The following is a 19,581-nucleotide window of genomic DNA, read 5'->3' as shown; positions in this document are numbered from 1 at the left end:
CGAGAGCCGGGAAAATGCACTCTTAATGAAATCAGATATGGGTAATTTTCCATCTATTATATGATGTCTTTTAATAAGATCTGTCTGTTTTGTACTCTTTTTTTATTGTAAATAAAAACAGCACCCTTAGGTGCTGTTTTATTTTTTATTTCAATTGACTGCTTTCTGGCAGAAATCTGAACGATTCTCTGACTATGATTCAGTAAACTGTGGCATTGGTTGACGGAAGTTTCGGGTCAGTAAGAGCATATAGAGCAAACCAAACCCTCCCCAGATCAAACCTAATTCCATCGAATGTGCTTCCAGATTGGTCCACAAAACACCGACTGTCGCAGCACCAAGAAGTGGCAAGATCAAGAAGTTTAACGTATCTTTCAAAGTATTATTGCGACGTTCACGAATATAGAACTGAGCGATAACTGATAAGTTAACAAATGTAAATGCAACCAACGCACCAAAATTAATTAATGCCGTTGCGGTCACCAGATTTAACCAACACGCTGACAAGGCAATAATGCCAACCATGATAATGTTGATTGATGGCGTACGCCATTTAGGGTGCACATAAGCAAATATTTTTTCAGGCAATACGCCATCACGCCCCATAACATAGAGCAGGCGAGATACCCCTGCGTGGGCGGCCATACCAGACGCCATGACAGTGACGCAGGAGAACACTAAAATAATCGCTTGAAAAAATGCCCCTGCAACATACAACATAATTTCTGGTTGGGATTCGTCCGGGTTTTTAAACCGAGAAATATCCGGGAAATAGAGCTGCAAGAAATAAGACACAGCAATGAAGATAGCCCCACCAATCAATGCGGTCAGGAAAATCGCTTTTGGAATCACCTTTTCTGCATTAGGGGTTTCTTCAGACAAAGAACTAATACCATCAAACCCAAGGAAAGAGAAACAAAGTATCGTCGCTCCGGTTATCATTGGAATCAATTTTGCTTCTTCCGACGTAAACGGTTGCATACTGAACAAAGTCCCCGCACCAATGCCGTTATGGACGCCGTGAGCTAATAAGCCGACAAATACCACCAGGACAGCAAATTGCACAACCACAATCAGGCTATTAAGGTTTGCGACAACGTTAATGCCACTCAGGTTGAAAACTGTCATCAAGACGGCCAAGCCAACGACAAAGATCCAAGGATCAATACTTGGGAAAATCGCTTGTAGATAAATTTTTGCCAACAGGATATTGATCATCGGCATAAGCAGATAATCTAACAAAGATGACCAACCTACCATAAACCCAAGATGGGGATTCATTGATTTTTGTACGTATGTATAGGCAGAACCTGCTGATGGAAACCGTTTAACTAACTTTCCATAACTTAATGCGGTAAATAAAATCGCGATCAACGCAATGGCATAAGAGGTCGCAACATGCCCATCCGTCAATTTAGAAACAATACCAAAAGTATCAAAAATCGTCATTGGTTGTATGTACGCAAGACCCATCATGACGACCTGAAACAGAGTCAACGTTTTTCTCAATTGAACGCGCTGGCTGGCACTGATTTGGTTGGTGCCCAGAGTGATTGAATTATGCGACATGAGCGAAATCCCCCATAACTTCGATCTGGGTACTGATACAACTACTCAATCGATAGTTACTGGGCGAACTTCGCATCTGTCTATAAACAGAAAAGAAAGAAGAAATAAGGGAGGGTGGATTAACAGAGCGCTGTGCTCCGTAGTCATCATTGCAGCAACGAGCGCCAATCGGCACAAGTGCGAAAGAGAATAATTGCTCCATATTTGCATTCCTCAGTACAGCAACCCCATTTCAATGATCGTTGCTTATGGTCAGTATTCGCCCGGAACAAAATCCGGCCTCTTTGTGTCGTAAAAAATAATTCAACGCAAAAAAATAACTGATGCATATTTACGCATCAGTTATTTTTAGTGCACGCATTTTGCACTTCGAGTCCATAAATAGCAAGCGCTACGACACTAAAAATCTATTATTTTTTACGACACTACAGAGCCTTATGGAATAAGCGCTTACTGCGTTAGTATAGACCGAAGACCTTCTCATCCGTTGGCTGGCCTTCAGCAAGTGTTTCACACAGAAGAAAACGATTTGTTATTTAATGATAAGAATCGTTATAGCAGAAAAACCATCCCGCAATCACAATATGGTTAACGGGACGATTTTAAGTGATGTCTAAATGTTAAGTCTAATGACTAATTTTAATATAAAACGAAATATTAATTAAAAGTCATAATTAATACTACAACCTGACAAGTCTGCTTTAGCTGGCTTGAAGAAATCAATACCGATAATCAAAACGAGTAATCAGCAGCAATGAAGTACCTTCTTCCTTCTTCATTGTAACCGTAATCAGCTCGATTCACTGTTTTATCAAACAAGTTAAGAACACCAGCACGTAACTTAACATTGCTGGTTAATTTGTATGAACCACCAAGATTCCACATGGTATATCCGCCTCTTGGCACGTCTTTTGAAGAAACGGCACGAGATTTACCTTGATAATTAGCGGACAAATATAGCGAAGTATCTTCGTTAGGATACCAATTTAAGGTCGTGTTGAAGTTATTAAATGGCTTCGTAGATAATGCCGTACCGTTGGTTTTATCCCTTGCATCTGTATAGGTATAGTTCAAATCAAGGTCAAACTGTCTATCCAGAAATGGGACTTTAATTTCGGTTTCTAGTCCACGGATACGCGCTTTATCCACATTATAATATTTGAAGACAGGTATGACTTTTCCATCACGTCCTTTCGTCCAACCAACAAAATTAGAATAAGATGGCGCTAAGTCAGGATTACTTATACGGTTGATGTTAATCATGTCTTTCACATCGTTTTGGTAAACAGTGACACTACCGGAAATGTCTTCAAAAATTCCGTCATACCCTTTGTAGTATAACCCCAGCTCCACATTCTGAGACGTTTCAGGATCTAGGTCTGGTGTACCAACAATGGAACATGCACCACGACATGAGTAAGTTTGCCAATCAGAGCTGAGTTCAAGCAAGCTAGGGGCTTTAAACGCAGAAGACCAACCACCTTTTACAGTAATACTCTCAGCGGCGTTATAAACAAGATAAGCTCTTGGGCTGTAATGATCACCGTAATCTTCATGGTGATCCATACGTAAGCCAGTCGTAAAAATCAGGCTATCGGCGATAGTCCACTCATTTTCAGCAAACAGAGCGAACTGTTTTTTATTGGCAGATCCACCATTTTTGAGATTTTGGCTATCCTTTAACTTATCATATTTATACTCACCACCAATGGAAAGTATATCCACGTTATCAAACAGTGGAATGATAACTTTACCATCAACGACCTTACTTTCCGATTTGATCTTCTCAGATACGTAGTGGTCAATGTCCTCACCGTAGAAACGTAATTCGGTCGTTGCTTTTTCCCAATGACCAAGATGATTAATTGAATAATTCTGGCGTTCTGATCGAGTATCCCCTATGGAATCTGAATCACGGTCGTGACGATTAGCGCCGTAAGAAAAGTTAACTTCTTGTTTTTTGTCCGGGGTCCATCTGAAGTCAACGTTCGCATCACGAGCTGTAAAACCTTCAAATCCAGGCTGAGGTTTGGTACCTGTTTGGACGCCTTTATCTTTTTTACGATCACTCAATGAGCCATAGACCTTTACATCAAGTTTGTCTTGAATCAGAGGTCCCGAAACAAAAAAACCACCTTTATACGTGTCCCCATGGTCACGATCTTCTTGAATAATCGTATCAGCACTGATCGTGCCATGCCATGTATTACCATTTTTCTTAGTAATGATATTAACAACACCGCCAAGCGCATCTGCACCATATAAAGACGACATCGGGCCTCGTATTATTTCAATACGCTCAATAGCGACAGTGGGAATCCAGCTAAGATCGTAATCGTTATGACGGAAAACAGCATTACGTGAATTAATCCTTTTTCCGTCAACTAAAATAAGTGTATAGCTAGTGTCTAAGCCACGAATACTGATACCTTTACGGTTATCACCTTCGTTATGGAACTGAATTCCTGGTACTTCACGTAGAATATCAATAAGATTTTGTACCGGTTTTTTTTCTATGTCTTCCTTCGTAATGATCGAAATTGTTGCCGGTGCCTCTACAGCAGACTCTTTTGATACAGACGATGCAGTCACAACTATCGTATCTGTATTTTCTGCATTCACGATAAAAGGAACTGAAACAAAATATAGTCCAACGCAATACCGCCAATTTGTTATTTTTGCCATAACGACCAACCAAAAGTTAAGGATTAATAAACACGACAATGAAATTGAGAATTTTTCACATTTGCAAAAGTTTTTCAATGATGTTTTGATGATCAATTTATTAAAATACGATCAACTCGATATAATAATTCTTATTTTTATAAATTATCTTTACAAACCAAAAACTGAAGGTGAGATTTTCTGCTTTATTCAAAAAAATAGGAGGCTATTATATTCCCGCATAACACGACCCAGCTTTCATAACCTATTCAAATCAAGATCACAACTAAATGACTTCAGACGAATGAATGCAAGGCACTATTTATACCTGACACCCTTTATACCTGACACCCTTTATACCTGACACCCTATTTTAATAAAATTCCATTCGCCAAGCGAAGCTTACCGCTATATCAAGAACATTACTTCCACAACCAGTTCCCATCGGAAATGCTCTCACTTGGCAAATTGCCTGATAGCGTTTATTATGACTCTAACTCGCCAATTCCGTCACTAAACCATCAATTAATACTTGCGGCACCCCCTGAGAACAACGCTCAATTCGGCCTTTAATACCATATACTTCTGCTAAGCTGTCCGGTGTGATCACTTGTTCAGGTGCACCTTCGGCAATTAACTGACCTTTCTTTAGCATTAATACATGATCACTATGACGCAATGCGATATTAATATCGTGCACAACCACAACCGTAATCATATTACGACGACGTGTTTCACGCGCAACTAAATCCATAACATGGTATTGGTAATTTAAATCCAGCGCACTTAATGGTTCATCTAATAATAATAATGATGGACGGCGAATTAATGATTGAGCCAATCCAACTAACTGTTTCTGTCCACCGGACAATTGATCCAGATAATTGAGTGCCAAGTGTTCAATGCCTAGCTGACGTAACAGCGCCATGACTTCTTGTTCGAACCGGTTATTACTCACGCCTCCCGAGGCGCGTTGAGCAACAATAACCGATTCCAATACGTGAAGATGTACACCTGCTGGCAACGATTGAGGTAAATAGACCACATTTTGAGCACGTTGGGCAAAATTCATTTTCACCAAATCCTGCCCATCTAACAGCAATTCACCACTCGCTTTATTTAATCCTGCCAGAGCACGCAGAAGTGTCGATTTACCACAACCATTCGGCCCCAACAGTACGGTAATCTGACCACGCGGTAATAAATTGACATCCAGATTTTCAATCACAGGATGCTTCGGATATCCCGTCGTTAACCCATTGATTTTTAGCCCCTGATTCATACATTCCCTCTATGGCGTAACACGATGCTCAAGAAGAAAGGTACACCAATCAATGAGGTGACAATCCCTACCGGTATAATAATGCCTGGGATAAGATTTTTGGAGGCAATGGAGGCCATTGATAAAACCAATGCACCAATCAATGCACTTGCAGGCAGGAAGAAACGATGATCTTCACCAAACATTATTCTGGCAATATGAGGCGCGATTAATCCGATAAAACCAATTGGACCTACAAATGCAACCGCCAATGCGGTCAGGATACTGATACGCAATAATGTCCCCAAACGAAGACGACTAATATTGATACCAAAGCTGATCGCGCGATCTTCTCCCAAACGCAATGCAGTCAACTTCCAGGAATTACTCATTGAAATAGGCAAAATAACGGAAAAAACCAATACCATAATCCCCAATTTTTCCCATGTCGCTCTTCCCAGACTGCCCATTGTCCAAAAAACTAACCCCTGCAAGGTATCTTCTGTTGCAATAAATTGCATCATCGAAACTAATGACTCAAAGGTAAATACCATCGCTATGCCGAACAATACAACGCCTGAGGTTGCAACTCTTGTCCAGCGGGTAATTCCATCCAGCATTAGCGCGGCCAATAACGCAAAAAGAAACGCATTTGCGGAAATAAGCCACTGTTCAGGGACCCCTGGAATACCAATTTCAAGTACAATGGCTAATGCTGCACCAAAGGAAGCCGCATTAGAGACGCCTAAAGTAAATGGACTCGCAAGTGGGTTATTCAGGATTGTCTGCATTTCAGCACCAGCCAACCCAAGCGACAAACCAATCACTACCGCCATCAGGGTATAGGGTAAGCGGATATCCCAAACAATTACCCGTGTTGCTGCATTAACACTTTCTGGTGAAACCAGTGTCTGCCAGAGAGTTTGCAGTGATAACCCTGATGGTCCCATTGTAAAATCCAAGACAACAGAAATGCCAATAACCAAGGCGATAAATAATATCCATGCAATCCGTCGACACAGGATATGACGATAATGTGCTTTTACATCGCACTCACTGAATTGTTGCTTCACCATTGGCATAGGCTCGGTAGTGACACTCATTCTTTATTACCTATTACGACTTACTTTTCACTGACCCAATATGTGCCCTGCGGCTCAATCGCCAAGAATTTATTGTGGAGTTCTTTCAATGTTTGCTGCGGATCTAAATCAGCAAATTTTTCAGGGTAGAACCATTTAGCAAAAACCTGAGTAACAACAACGTTGTAAGGAGAGTTATAGTAGTGATGCCAGATAGCATGACTACGCCCTTCCTTCACCGCAGTTAATTGATTGATACCATGACGTTCGGTCATTGTTTTCAGGTCAGCACGAGCAGTCTCGGCCGAAGTTTGGGCACCCATGCTAATCCCTGCACTTTTATCACCAGGATCTTGTGCACCACTTGCGATATAAATATAAGGGTCTTCTGCAATCACTTTTTCCAGATTCATCATACCTAATGGCGCAGGTAATACTGCTTTGGCGATGTTCTTACCACCCGCTAAGTCGATGAAATTCCCCATATTGCCATTCCCCGCCGTACCACAACAATCTTCACTGGAGCCCGCTCTCAGTTCAATAAATACGGAAGGTTTCTCAGCATCTGATAGACGAGAAGTCACATCAGTGACCAATTTTTGATTTTTTTCGTAAAAATCAGCGTACGCACTCGCCTGCTCTTCACGATGCAAAATTTTGCCTAACATACGAATACTAGGTAAGGTGTTTTTCAGAGGATCATTGCGGAAATCAACAAAAACAACAGGCACACCTGCTTTTTCCAACTGCTTCACTAACTCACTATTTTTTCCTGGTCCATGTCCAGACAGGCCAAAAATCGCAACGTCAGGGTTGAGTGTAAGCACTTTTTCGGAACTGACACTATCAGCGCTGGTATTACCAATTAGGGGGATATTATCGATTTCGGGAAATTTGGCTTTATAAACAGCGTAAGTTTGTGGGTCAAGTTTACGGAAATCACCTTGCCAACCAGCAATACGAGCCAGAGGTTTATCGCCTTCCAATATGGCAACAGAATGGAATAAACGCCCTTCACCCAACAAGATACGATTAACTTTCTCTGGTACTTCAACAGTACGTCCAGCAACATCAGTGACTGTTTCAGCCCAAGATGCAAAACTTGCCATCATGGCAGAACCGGCCATCAGACTGATACTCATACCTTTCACAACTGATCGAAATACAAACTTCACTTTAGTTAGCCTCTTCTCATACAACAATTTTGTCGCTAACAATAAAGCAAATAATAATACTTATCAATGCGATTGATTCGGTATAACCAAAATTTGCCTTCGTTATGTTTTTCCTCATGTCATGAAAAACAAAAACTGCCGATTCCATCACAGAACAGACAGTTTTTACAAAATAAAATTAACAGTATTTTAATTAATAAACATCATTGCATTAACAGAAATTAACGAATAGTGATTAACGAATTACGCTTTATCGGTATCTTTGAAGACAGGAAACGTCATCTCACTATACTTAACAAACCGCGTTTTCTTTTTCAGCTTGTAACCAAACCAAATCAGCAGGAATAGTGGAATACCAATGTAAGTGGCTGTCACACCATACCAATCAATCCTATCTTGCAACAGCGCCTGATAATTTTGCCCCAATGTGATAATCAGACATAACACAAAGGCAAAAATCGGTCCGACCGGGAAAAAACCAGAGCGATATGGCAGTGCATTCATATCGAGACCTTGAGCAACATAGCCTTTACGGAAGCGGTAATGACTCACTGCAATTCCTAGCCATGCAATAAACCCGGTCATACCAGACGTGTTCAATAACCACAAGTACACGGTTTGATTACCAAACATGGAGCTGAGAAAACACAGTCCTGCGACCACCGTCGTTGCATACAGTGCATTACGCGGAACACCACCTTTAGACAGATGACTAAAAATCTTCGGCGCTTTACCCTCTTTTGCCAGAGTAAATAACATTCGGGTCGATGCATACATACCAGAATTTCCCGCCGACAATACCGCAGTCAAGATTACGGCATTCATGATCGCCGCCGCTGACAATAATCCGGCATTTTCAAAGACCAGCGTGAAGGGACTAACACTGATATCTTTCACATCATTACGTAACAAATTCGGATCAGTATAAGGAATGATCAGGCTGATAATGAAGATAGCAAAGACATAAAACAATAAGATACGCCAGAATATCTTACGTACCGCACGCGGGATATTTTTCGCCGGATCTTTAGATTCCCCAGCGGTAATACCGATCAGCTCTGTTCCCTGAAAAGAGAAACCGACAATCATTGCCACGCCAATCATGGCGGAAAAGCCTCCCGCGAAAGGGGCATCTCCAATCCCCCAATTATGCCAGCCTGCACCTTCAGCGCCTTTCATGATGCCAGTAATCATGAGAATACCAACAACAATGAACACAATAATCGTGGTCACTTTAATCAAGGAAAACCAATATTCGGCTTCACCAAATCCTTTGACGGAAATGAAATTCAACAAGAAAATCAGGCCTAGAAATAACGCACTCCATACCCAACCTGGCACATCATTAAACCAATATCCCATCACCAACTGCGCAGCGACCAGGTCAACCGCAATTGTCACCGCCCAGTTGTACCAGTAGTTCCACCCTAATGCGAAGCCAAAACCTTCATCAACATATTTGGAGCCATAGGTTGAAAATGAACCCGAAACTGGCATGTACGCGGCTAATTCGCCCAAACTGGTCATCAAGAAATAGACCATTAAACCAATTAGCGCATAGGAAAGTAAGGCACCCGCAGGACCAGCCTGAGAAATTGTGGCGCCAGACGCAACAAATAATCCCGTGCCGATTGATCCACCGATGGCAATCATGGCCATATGGCGTGCTTTTAATTCACGGCGCAGGTTTTTTGGCGCCTGATCCCGTGGCATACTTTCTTCTCGAGACATTCTATTCCTATATTTTTAAAAAAATTTAATGCGGAATTGTAACAAATCCTCGTCTCCAGAATAGTGGGGATTCGTGGTTATAAGATACCTTCATAATCCATAGCCAATTATTAGCTACGCAATTATGTTCTCGTATTATTGACAGTAACTGAGTAATTTCTGTAACGCATTGGACATATGTTTCTGACGATGGTAAATCAGGTACAAAGTACGATTGAGTTGAAGACCGGGAATAACAATTTCAGATAATGTGCCATTTTTCAGTTGCTCTTGAACCACCCGCCGTGAAAGACAACTAATCCCCATTCCATACTGAACGGCATGTTTGATGGCTTCCGAATTACCCAATTCCATTGCGATATTGAACCGAGGCATCTGTGAAAACAAAAGATGATCCAAAACTTCCCTTGTTCCTGAGCCTTTTTCTCTCAAAATCCAAGGCGCCTTAATCAAATCCTCCATACTCAGTTCACGTTGCAGCAATGCGCTGTCTGGCGAGGAAAAAATCAGTAGCTCATCTTTCATCCACGGTTGTGTGATGACTTCCGGATCATGGCATAGCCCCTCAATCAATCCCAAATCAACCCGAAATTCCACAACCGCCTTGATAACATCCCCGGTATTGCTGATATTCAATTCCAGTGGGGTATCCGGGTAATCCTGACGATATCTCGCCAACATTTCAGGCAATATATAATTGCCAATCGTGCTACTGGCTGCCAACCGTAATGCACCCAATTCCAGTTTGAAAAGCTGCTCCACTTCACCAGCCCGTTCAAGTAATGCCAATGCCTTAGGATAAAGCAAGCGCCCATGTTCATTGGTCACTAAGCGCTTGCCTACTCTATCAAACAATTGTACTCCTAACTGTCCTTCAAGATCGGTTAGTGAAGCACTCACCGCAGATTGTGATAACGCTAACTGCTGAGAAGCCTGTGTCGTTGAACCACTTTTCAGCACTTCTGCAAAAATCTCCAGTTGTCTCAGAGTGATACGCATATGGCCTCGCGGGAAGCAAAATAAAATGGAAAGGTAGTCTTGATTCTAGTCAGTATTATCCAACTTAACAAAAGTCTACCCTAATTAACCCATTTTAATGGTTACTTATATAAAAATTATCAATTTTATTGATTTTGAAATCTGCTATATGCTTATTCTGAAAATGAATAAGCATATAGAGCAGCCACGATGTCCGAAAATCGAGCAGAAACATTTTTCAAAAATCGCCCACGTACGGCATTAAAATTTATGCCTGGTATGATATTAACCGCCGTTCTGACGGCACTCGTACTCTCTATCGGTACAATCCCTTGGTTGATCAATATGGGGTTAGGTGTTTTGACACTTGCCATTCTATTGGGGATCATTATCGGAAATACCCTGTATCCCGCCTTAAAATTCACCTGTGACAGCGGTATTCATTTTGCCAAACACTATCTGCTACGAGCCGGTATCATTCTTTACGGGTTTCGTCTGACGTTTCAACAAATCACCGAAGTTGGTGTAACCGGGATATTGATTGATGTCATTATGTTTTCTTCCACATTTTTCATGGCATTGTGGGTTGGACGAACTTTTTTGCGATTGGATAACCAAACTGTGATCCTGATTGGTGCAGGAAGTAGTATTTGCGGAGCCGCTGCGGTAATGGCCACGGCACCTGTGATCAAAGCCCCCGCCAGCAAAGTGACTATAGCCGTCTCTACCGTTGTTCTTTTTGGTACACTTGCGATCTTTATTTATCCGTGGATGTATCAACTCAATGCCCATTATCAGTGGATTAATGTCTCACAAGCGACATTTGGCATCTTCTCTGGCTCGACTGTCCATGAAGTCGCCCAAGTCGTTGCCATTGGACATGCCCTGGGAAATGACGCCGAAAATGCGGCGGTGATCAGTAAGATGATCCGTGTGATGCTATTAGCCCCCTTCTTATTACTGCTTTCCGCTTACTTTAATCACATGACAGTGAAAAATAATAATAGCCGGCAAGAAAAATCCCCCGTGACTATTCCGTGGTTTGCCCTGTTTTTTATTATCACCACGGCTGTTAACTCTTTTCATTTATTACCCGAATCGCTTGTTAACCATCTCATTGTCGTTGATACCATTATGCTGACAATGGCTATGACGGCTTTGGGTATCACTACGCATGTCAGTGCCATTCGCCAAGCTGGTGTGAAACCCCTTTTATTGGCGCTCATCTTGTTTATTTGGCTGGTCGCAGGCGGGTTAATAATCAATCAAGCTATGCAACATTTATTAGGTTAATTCAGCACGAATATATGGCTAATACCAAATTAAATTGCCTTTTTCTGCCAAGATTTCATCAACAAGGCGAACAATGCCATAATGACGAAAACACAGGAGAAAATGATATGAAATTTGTTGGAGCCCATGTGAGCGCCTCAGGCGGCGTTGATCAGGCCGTGATCCGTGCCCATGAATTAAACGCAACGGCATTCGCCTTATTCACAAAAAATCAGCGCCAATGGCATGCCCCTCCGTTATCGACAGACGTCATTGATAAGTTCAAAGCGAACTGTAAACGTTATGGCTATGACAGCCGACAAATTCTTCCTCATGACAGTTATCTCATTAATCTTGGCCATCCCGACGCTGACAGCCTGGAAAAATCCCGAAGAGCCTTCCTTGACGAGATGCAACGCTGTGAACAGTTGGGTATCGGTTTGCTGAATTTTCATCCAGGCAGTCACCTTAACAAAATCGATATTGATAAATGCCTCGCCCGTATTGCGGAATCCATTAATAGGGTCCTCGACAAAACACAGGGCGTCAGCGCTGTTATTGAAAATACCGCCGGACAAGGAACTAATCTTGGTTTTCAATTTGAACAATTGGCCGCCATTATTGATGGGATTGAAGACAAAAACCGTGTCGGCGTCTGCATTGATACCTGCCATGCTTTCGCGGCGGGTTATGATTTACGTACAGAAAAAGATTGCGATGAAACTTTCAACGCTTTCGATGACATTGTGGGCTTCAAATATCTTAAAGCAATGCATCTGAACGATGCCAAGAGTGAATTTTCCAGCCGTGTTGACAGACATCACAGCCTTGGTGAAGGGAATATCGGTAAAACGCCGTTCAGCTATATCATGAAAGATGACCGTTTCAATGGTATTCCTTTAGTGCTTGAAACGATCAATCCAGATATTTGGGATCAAGAAATTGCCTGGCTGAAATCCCAACAAAATGCATTATCTGATCGAAATTAACGCGATCTTTGACATCATTGCAGCCAGTTCTGTACGACTTTTAATCCCCACATTCGGCTGGCTAACCGTAAGTGCAGAAACTGCGGTTGCCAGACGCAATGTATGTTCACTGGATTCTCGCATCAACAAGCCATAAACCAACCCACCGACCATGGAATCCCCTGCCCCTACCGTACTCACCACTTCACAATATGGCGGTTTTGCCAACCAAGCACCAGAGGCATTGACCCATAATGCGCCCTGTTCACCCAGTGAAATAACCACATGGGCAATCCCTCTATTGCGTAATTGATGGGCTGCATTCACAACACTGTCCAAATCTGGCAATGGCTTACCCGCCCAAATTTCCAATTCATAATGATTGGGTTTTACCAGCCAAGGTAATGCCTTCAGACCCGCGACCAGCGCTTCACGGCTGCTGTCGAAAATAATACAAGGGCAAATCTGGCGTAATTGCATCATCCAATTCGCAAAGGATTCTGCGGCAATTCCTTCAGGTAAACTGCCACTGACCACCACCATATCGAACTGCCCCAACCAAGTGAGAGAGTCACTGACAAATCGTTTCCACTCTTCTTCTGTTACATGAAAACCCGAAAAATTAAAATCCGTCACTTCACCCTGTTTTTCGGTCAGTTTGACATTAACGCGCGTTCGCCCTGAGACTAAATGGAAACGATTGACCATCTGGTTTTCGCTAAAAAACTGCTGAAACCCTTCCTGATTTTCTCGTCCCAGAAACCCGCTAACCGTAACATCAATGCCTAAATCACGCAGTACCTTCGCAACATTATTGCCTTTGCCAGCAGCATGAAACCCTGCCGTCTGTACACGGTTAACATTCCCTTTCACAATCTCTGGGCATAAACCAACTAAGTCATAAGCTGGGTTTAAGGTAATTGTGGCAACTCGACGGCTCATCTCGCCCAATGTCTCCTGAATAAACAGTCATAAGTAACATCAAAATTTCTCTTTGTATTTATAACATCAAAATTGAATCGTTTCAGTCAAAATTACTGGCCGATCGATCATTGCGCCTAAATCTTTTCAGATTGTTTACTTCATAAATAACCGGCCTCACGTTTGGATGTAAAAGGTGACAAATGTAATTTGGCTATTTCTCATTATTATGTGTTTACACTCGCAAACCATTAATGTATCGTCGCGCTAGTACAAGATAACACTACTCATCAGGGAATTTATATGGCCATTGAGGTAACGCAAAATTCGCAACGCCCTTCCGTACTCGGCGGTGCTATGATCATTGCCGGTACTGCTGTCGGTGCCGGCATGTTTTCCATTCCGATTGTAACATCAGGCGTCTGGTTTACAGGATCAATCATTTTGCTGGTGTATACCTGGGTCTGCATGTATTTCTCCGGGCTGATGATATTGGAAGCTAACCTGAATTATCCCCATGGCGTTAGTTTCCATACCATGACAAAAGATTTACTTGGCAAAGGCTGGAGTTCACTGACGGGCTTATCCATTACTTTTGTTTTGTATATCCTAAATTATGCTTATATTTCAGCCGGTGGATCGATTATTTTCCGCAATATCGAAAATATGATCCCGTTGCCACAAGCAGGGGCAGGCCTGATTTTCTCATTCATTGTCGCTTTTATTGTTTGGCTATCAACGAAAGCCGTTGATCGGCTAAGTACCCTTTTAATCGGCGGGATGGTGATCACCTTTTTCATGTCTATTGGCGGCATGTTTATTGAGGTAAAACCCGCTATTTTATTTGATTACGCCAATTCTGAAACCAATTACTTACCCTATGCGTTAATGGCAATACCTTACTTGCTGACATCATTTGGTTATCACGGCAATGTCCCAGGGTTAGTCAAATACTATAACAAAGATACGAAATCCGTCGCTCGTAGTCTGTTATATGGTTCCTTGATAGCACTGATTATCTACATCTTGTGGCAGTATGTCATTCAGGGAAATATTCTTCGTGAAGCCTTCAAGCAGATCATGGCTGATGGCGGGAATGTGGGTGCTTTGTTAAATCAAATGGATAACGTATCCAACAGTAAAACAGTTAATCAACTCTTGAATATTTTCTCATATATGGCCTTATCCAGCTCATTTTTAGGTGTATCTCTCGGTTTATTTGATTATCTGGCTGATTTTTTTGGATTTGATGACAGTAAATCCGGGCGCTTAAAAACAGCCCTAATCACCTTTATTCCACCAACCCTACTTGCCTTATTATTTCCAAACGGTTTTCTGTATGCCATTGGGTTTGCGGGATTGGCCGCGACTATCTGGGCGGTGATCGTTCCGGCATTGATGGCTCATGTTAGCCGTCGTCGTTATCCGCAAGCCAGCTATCGTGTACCTGGCGGTAATTTCTTGATAGTTTTTATCATCTTGTTTGGCCTGATAAGCGCGACGACTCATCTTCTCTCTCTATTTAATTTATTGCCAACATACCGTTAACTTTCCCCTGCACCCCAGTATTTTTACTGGGGTCGCCAATCATCTCTTGCCTAACAGACTAAGTGCGAGTAATTTTGTCGCCACTTAAATATTCACTCCACTATTTCCTTGTTTTATGGAAGGTCCCTATGGCTAAAGCCAATGAAATTAAACGCGGCTCTGCAATCAGCTACAATGGCAAACTATTATTAGTTAAAGACATCGATATTCAGTCACCCAGCGCACGTGGTGCCAGTACGCTGTATAAGATGCGTTTTACTGATATTCGCACAGGTCAAAAAGTGGAAGAACGTTTTAAAGGTGATGATATTCTCGATACCATTACGTTAACACGCCATAGTGTCAGTTTTTCTTACATTGACGGTGATGAGTATATCTTTATGGATAATGAAGATTTCACCCCTTATCACTTCAAAAAGGATCAAATCGAAGAAGAGTTATTATTTATTTCAGAAGACGGTTTGCCCGGTATGCAGGTTCTGACAATGGATAGTCAAGTGTTGGCGCTTGAACTACCGCAAACGGTTGATATGGTCATTGAGGAAACATCACCTGGTATCAAGGGAGCATCGGCAAGTGCCCGCACTAAACCGGCCAAAATGAGTACAGGGTTAACTGTTCAGGTTCCTGAATATCTGAATTCAGGGGAAAAAATCCGTATTCATATTGCAGAACGTCGCTATATGGGACGTTGCGATTAATTTTTTAGCATTAAATATGAGTTGCTCTTTTGACAAGCATCACTCTCGATACAAACAGAGCAACTCATCACCGATTAAACTTAAAAATAGTCCACATTAACAATTGCCACACGTTTCTGGTTATCAGTCCACTTCACGCTGGAAACACCTATGTTACCGGGAAGCATGACATGACCTTTCTTTTTGTGAGTTGAAATAACCTGCTTAACAGTGAGATTTTTTCCTAATCGATAGCAAGAGATATTCGCTTGCGTGTTTGATACAACAACCTGACATCCTGGGTCAACAATAGCACCTGAAAACCGAATTACGCCTCCTTTAGAGTCGGCATATCCATAAGAAAGCCATGAAACCAACAAACAACCCATTAATAACTTAAGATAATTTTGCATGGTCACCTCACTTTCGTTTTTCCATTAACTCAAACTCAGCTGCCTTTTATTCCTTCACCTCCATAATAACTTTTTTACGTAAAAAGAATACGATATTGACACTTTTTATTGATAAATATCAAAAGCGATTTTTAAATTTAAAAATAAAGACATCATCTTTATTGATTAATTAATCAACCTATCATTTATCATGATTACTTGAACTGAATCACAAATAAACTAATTAAAATTTTTTATATTATTCGGATAAAATAAACGAGCAAAAATAACACGTTTATATAACATTTAGTGATAGGTTATTGTCACAATCCCTAATTTTTTATTTTTGCCCACCCACTTTATTTCCTCTTTTCCGATATGTTTTGGAATAGAGAATAAAGAAGGCTTATCTATTTGATATTCTACTGTTTTTTCTTTATGTAACGGTTTACCACTATACCAGCAGCGCATTTCAGTATGCTTTTCATCCCAATTAAATTGGCATGGCGGCTCAATAATCGCGCCATAGAAAGAAATCGTTCCAGAATAAGAAGTTGAGGAAGAATTCACCATGACAGGGTAAGATAAAGACATAAACAAAAAAGTCGTCATTTTTCGTAACATAAGCATTCAACCTCCACTACAGGTAGTATTATCTTTTTTCAATTTCAGCCGGCGCTAATCTGAAAATCAGATAATGGTGTAACGCTCTGCTATCTCTATAACGGCAAATGAAAGACTTTCTTTATGTTTTTGATTAAACAAACCCAATATTTAATATAATATTCTGCTAAATTAAGATATGATAAAATCAATTTGTAGTTATTTAATAATAGTCAGATATCATAATTGCACCAAATATATAATATCGGTACTGCCATAGGGATTTAGCTATTTTTCCGATATCATTAGATTAGTTGCACATTTACAATCCAAAAGTTCATTGACAAACGATACAATTATCCTGATATAACTGCACGTTATCCATCGCATCCGATGGTGATTACGCTTTTCCATGAATTTTGTTATAGTCCCTTCTTCTGTTTATTTATCTACCAAATTTCATTTTACGCGTTAAATAGGTATCCCATGACTTGTCGTCGCCCAATTACTATACTTATTCTCAATATCCTTGGTATTGCCCTGTTTCTCTCATGGTATTTGCCCCAAAATCACGGTTTTTGGTTTCACATTGATTCCGCTATTTTTTATTTTTTCAATGAAAAGCTCTTACCAAATTCAACATTTACGCTCTTTGTCGCCATCACAAACATCAGAGCATTTGATGCGATATCACTTCTGTCCATGGGGCTGCTGTATTACAGCGCATTTCGCCAACAAGATTATGCCGGTAAACGTCGACTTTTCATGATTGGTCTCGTGATGCTCATCTCAGCGATTATCATTAACCAAATAGGTCACCAAATCCCTGTTAGCCGTCCAAGCCCAACGCTGACCTTTGAAAATGTTCATCGTATAAACGAAATGACCAGTTGGCATACAAAAGATGCATCCAAAAACAGTTTCCCTGGCGATCACGGATTGATGCTCTTAATTTTCAGTAGCTTTATCCTACGTTATATCTCCCGTGGGGCATTTTTCATTGCACTATTGATTATGGTTCTTTTTGCACTTCCACGCATTATGGCAGGGGCACACTGGTTTACCGACGTTGCTGTAGGATCACTGTCTCTGACACTCATTAGTATGAGCTGGGTATTGCTAACCCCATTAAGTGACATCATGGTTACATGGCTGGATAAAAAATTGCCACATATCAAACGCAACCATTAAAATAATCACGTTGAGGAGATCATCGGTATCTCCTCAAGATCGCATTTTATTTATCAAAGAAGAATAAAATAGCAACAAGTCTCTATAACCACTGAGTTATTAATCTAATTTTTTTGTAAAGAATTCTTTTTGTCCCTCGCTTTTTACTAATCATTTCAGTAATCTTCCAATGCTTTGTCTATCAAAATAGTGTGTTTTGTAAAAATTTTAGTAAAACATGTCGCTTGACATACTTTATGGGCAGAAAATTTGTTAATTCACCATATTCTGACTACGCTTTAAAGCGTTTAGCATTTTCATGATGGTGATAGGTCACATTAAGAGCTGCAAGGGAAAATCAAGACAATGTTCAAATCTCAATCAACACTGAGATATATCATGCGGCTAATCCCCGCAATTCTGACGGCGGTCGTACTAAGCGGATGTAGTTCACCTGATGACCTGCGCAGTAAACACACTGAGATACATACCGTCCATCCTCAAAAGCATTATCTACTGCAGGCCTCTCAGGATGAGTTCGAAAAGTTGGTTAACAGTTTGGATATTAAATCTAAAATACTTAATCAGTATGCGGACTGGAAAGGCGTTGCTTACCGGCTCGGGGGAAATACCAAACGCGGCATTGATTGTTCAGCTTTTGTACAGCGTACTTTTCATGACCAGTTTGGTGTCGCGTTACCTCGCTCCACAATAGACCAACAAAATATTGGACAGACCGTTAGTCGCACCAAATTACAGGCGGGGGATTTAGTCCTGTTTAAAACCGGGCGTCATATGCGTCATATCGGCATCTATATTGGCAATAACCAGTTTGTCCACGCTTCAACCAGTAACGGGGTTATCGTCTCTAAATTGACGGATACTTACTGGAGTAAGCGTTATTACGGTGCCAGACGCGTGTTGTCCGTCAACGCAAAAGCCTCGAGCTAACCACACCTGATGACTCCGATTTTACCTTGCAGACATTAAAAAACGCTTCTGAATCAGAAGCGTTTTTTACAATAGATAAAATTATAACGGATAAAGAGCAGTTATCTTTTCTGCAATTGCAGCGCCTAACGTTTTTAAACGACATATCACAGCGCTTTCATCTTCCCTGGCAAAAAACAGACATGGCTCCCCTTCCCACTCAATCACCGCACTTAATATTTGCATATCAGCAATAGACTGATTGATAACCTGCAAAATCTCCCGTGCTTTTTCACCTTCATGGTTTAATAATTTCAGTCCCATCAGGCTATTTCCTAAATCTGCTTCTTCTGCTGGTAAAATCTCAACTTTTGTACCAACGAAGCCAGATGACCACCGATAACTTTGCGGCAGTCTGTGTACTACCGAAAGCTGGATATTATCCACGTATTATTCCTATCAGAAACAACATTAATAACGCTAACCACCAACTGTAGGTTATCGATTCGTCAAAACCGAATAACCTCCCAATAAAAAAAGTAAAAAAAAAGTTAAAATAAAAATTATGCTTTGCCGCTCCCTTCGCATTCTATCGTAAAAAAAGTGAGACAGAAGTCGCATTTCTTATATATTTATA

At 41.1% G+C, this 19,581-nt stretch carries 17 protein-coding genes; 6 read left to right on the top strand and 11 right to left on the bottom strand.

Going from position 1 to position 19,581, the window contains the following annotated elements; genetic code table 11:
- Nucleotides 1-192: 192 nt before the first annotated feature.
- The 7 genes from XPG1_RS05885 to yieE all read right to left on the bottom strand — a co-directional run bounded on the left by XPG1_RS05885 (nt 193) and on the right by yieE (nt 10,481).
- Nucleotides 193-1,569 (bottom strand): APC family permease, encoded by a 1,377-nt coding sequence (locus XPG1_RS05885; RefSeq protein ID WP_045958245.1) that lies wholly within the window; start codon nt 1,567-1,569, stop codon nt 193-195.
- Between the two features lie 732 nt (nt 1,570-2,301).
- Entirely contained in the window at nt 2,302-4,254 is a 1,953-nt protein-coding gene (gene cirA, locus XPG1_RS05880; protein ID WP_045958244.1) for a catecholate siderophore receptor CirA, read from the bottom strand.
- A 472-nt stretch (nt 4,255-4,726) separates the two neighbouring features.
- Nucleotides 4,727-5,515, bottom strand: coding sequence for an ABC transporter ATP-binding protein (locus XPG1_RS05875; protein ID WP_045958243.1), 789 nt, complete (start codon nt 5,513-5,515; stop codon nt 4,727-4,729).
- Nucleotides 5,512-6,597 (bottom strand): FecCD family ABC transporter permease, encoded by a 1,086-nt coding sequence (locus XPG1_RS05870; RefSeq protein ID WP_045958242.1) that lies wholly within the window; start codon nt 6,595-6,597, stop codon nt 5,512-5,514. Before XPG1_RS05870 ends, XPG1_RS05875 begins: the two co-directional genes overlap by 4 nt.
- Nucleotides 6,598-6,617: 20 nt before the next feature.
- Nucleotides 6,618-7,718, bottom strand: a complete 1,101-nt coding sequence (locus tag XPG1_RS05865) for an ABC transporter substrate-binding protein (protein WP_173425864.1) — start codon at nt 7,716-7,718, stop codon at nt 6,618-6,620.
- A 276-nt stretch (nt 7,719-7,994) separates the two neighbouring features.
- Entirely contained in the window at nt 7,995-9,482 is a 1,488-nt protein-coding gene (locus XPG1_RS05860; RefSeq protein WP_045958240.1) for an amino acid permease, read from the bottom strand.
- A 135-nt stretch (nt 9,483-9,617) separates the two neighbouring features.
- On the bottom strand, nt 9,618-10,481 hold the full coding sequence (gene yieE, locus XPG1_RS05855; protein ID WP_045958239.1) for a DNA-binding transcriptional regulator YeiE: 864 nt from the start codon (nt 10,479-10,481) through the stop codon (nt 9,618-9,620).
- A gap of 189 nt (nt 10,482-10,670) precedes the next feature.
- Between yieE and XPG1_RS05850 the strand changes: the two genes are divergently transcribed.
- Nucleotides 10,671-11,753, top strand: a complete 1,083-nt coding sequence (locus XPG1_RS05850) for a YeiH family protein (protein WP_045958238.1) — start codon at nt 10,671-10,673, stop codon at nt 11,751-11,753.
- Between the two features lie 107 nt (nt 11,754-11,860).
- Nucleotides 11,861-12,721 carry a deoxyribonuclease IV gene (gene nfo / locus XPG1_RS05845; protein ID WP_045958237.1) on the top strand — a complete coding sequence of 287 codons (861 nt, stop codon included), beginning with the start codon at nt 11,861-11,863 and terminating at the stop codon, nt 12,719-12,721.
- Here nfo and fruK read toward each other — a convergent pair.
- Nucleotides 12,704-13,642 carry a 1-phosphofructokinase gene (gene fruK / locus XPG1_RS05840; protein WP_045958236.1) on the bottom strand — a complete coding sequence of 313 codons (939 nt, stop codon included), beginning with the start codon at nt 13,640-13,642 and terminating at the stop codon, nt 12,704-12,706. The genes nfo and fruK overlap by 18 nt on opposite strands.
- A 282-nt stretch (nt 13,643-13,924) precedes the next feature.
- On the opposite strand from fruK, the gene mtr reads away from it, so the two are divergent.
- Together mtr and yeiP are read left to right on the top strand one after the other, a co-directional pair.
- Nucleotides 13,925-15,169: a tryptophan permease gene (mtr, locus tag XPG1_RS05835; RefSeq protein ID WP_045958235.1), complete on the top strand. Its 1,245-nt coding sequence runs from the start codon at nt 13,925-13,927 to the stop codon at nt 15,167-15,169.
- 128 nt (nt 15,170-15,297) lie between these two features.
- On the top strand, nt 15,298-15,870 hold the full coding sequence (gene yeiP / locus XPG1_RS05830) for an elongation factor P-like protein YeiP (protein ID WP_045958234.1): 573 nt from the start codon (nt 15,298-15,300) through the stop codon (nt 15,868-15,870).
- A gap of 80 nt (nt 15,871-15,950) precedes the next feature.
- On the opposite strand, the gene XPG1_RS05825 is transcribed toward yeiP, so the two are convergent.
- Both XPG1_RS05825 and XPG1_RS05820 read right to left on the bottom strand, forming a co-directional pair.
- Nucleotides 15,951-16,262, bottom strand: coding sequence for a YmdA family protein (locus tag XPG1_RS05825; protein ID WP_045958233.1), 312 nt, complete (start codon nt 16,260-16,262; stop codon nt 15,951-15,953).
- A gap of 285 nt (nt 16,263-16,547) precedes the next feature.
- Nucleotides 16,548-16,871 carry a YmdA family protein gene (locus XPG1_RS05820; protein WP_231853057.1) on the bottom strand — a complete coding sequence of 108 codons (324 nt, stop codon included), beginning with the start codon at nt 16,869-16,871 and terminating at the stop codon, nt 16,548-16,550.
- Nucleotides 16,872-17,330: 459 nt separating this feature from the next.
- Between XPG1_RS05820 and XPG1_RS05815 the strand changes: the two genes are divergently transcribed.
- Both XPG1_RS05815 and mepS read left to right on the top strand, forming a co-directional pair.
- Nucleotides 17,331-18,035, top strand: coding sequence for a phosphatase PAP2 family protein (locus XPG1_RS05815; protein ID WP_045958232.1), 705 nt, complete (start codon nt 17,331-17,333; stop codon nt 18,033-18,035).
- A 345-nt stretch (nt 18,036-18,380) separates the two neighbouring features.
- Complete coding sequence (gene mepS, locus XPG1_RS05810; protein ID WP_045958231.1) at nt 18,381-18,965, top strand: bifunctional murein DD-endopeptidase/murein LD-carboxypeptidase; 585 nt, start codon at nt 18,381-18,383, stop codon at nt 18,963-18,965.
- 81 nt (nt 18,966-19,046) lie between these two features.
- Here the strand turns inward: mepS and XPG1_RS05805 are convergent, their stop codons facing one another.
- Nucleotides 19,047-19,391 carry a YejG family protein gene (locus XPG1_RS05805; RefSeq protein WP_045958230.1) on the bottom strand — a complete coding sequence of 115 codons (345 nt, stop codon included), beginning with the start codon at nt 19,389-19,391 and terminating at the stop codon, nt 19,047-19,049.
- Between the last annotated feature and the right edge of the window lie 190 nt (nt 19,392-19,581).

This window comes from Xenorhabdus poinarii G6, assembly GCF_000968175.1.
Classification (GTDB): Bacteria; Pseudomonadota; Gammaproteobacteria; order Enterobacterales; family Enterobacteriaceae; genus Xenorhabdus; species Xenorhabdus poinarii.
The sequence above is the reverse complement of the archived record's forward strand: the minus strand, read 5'-3'. Positions and strand labels throughout refer to the sequence as shown.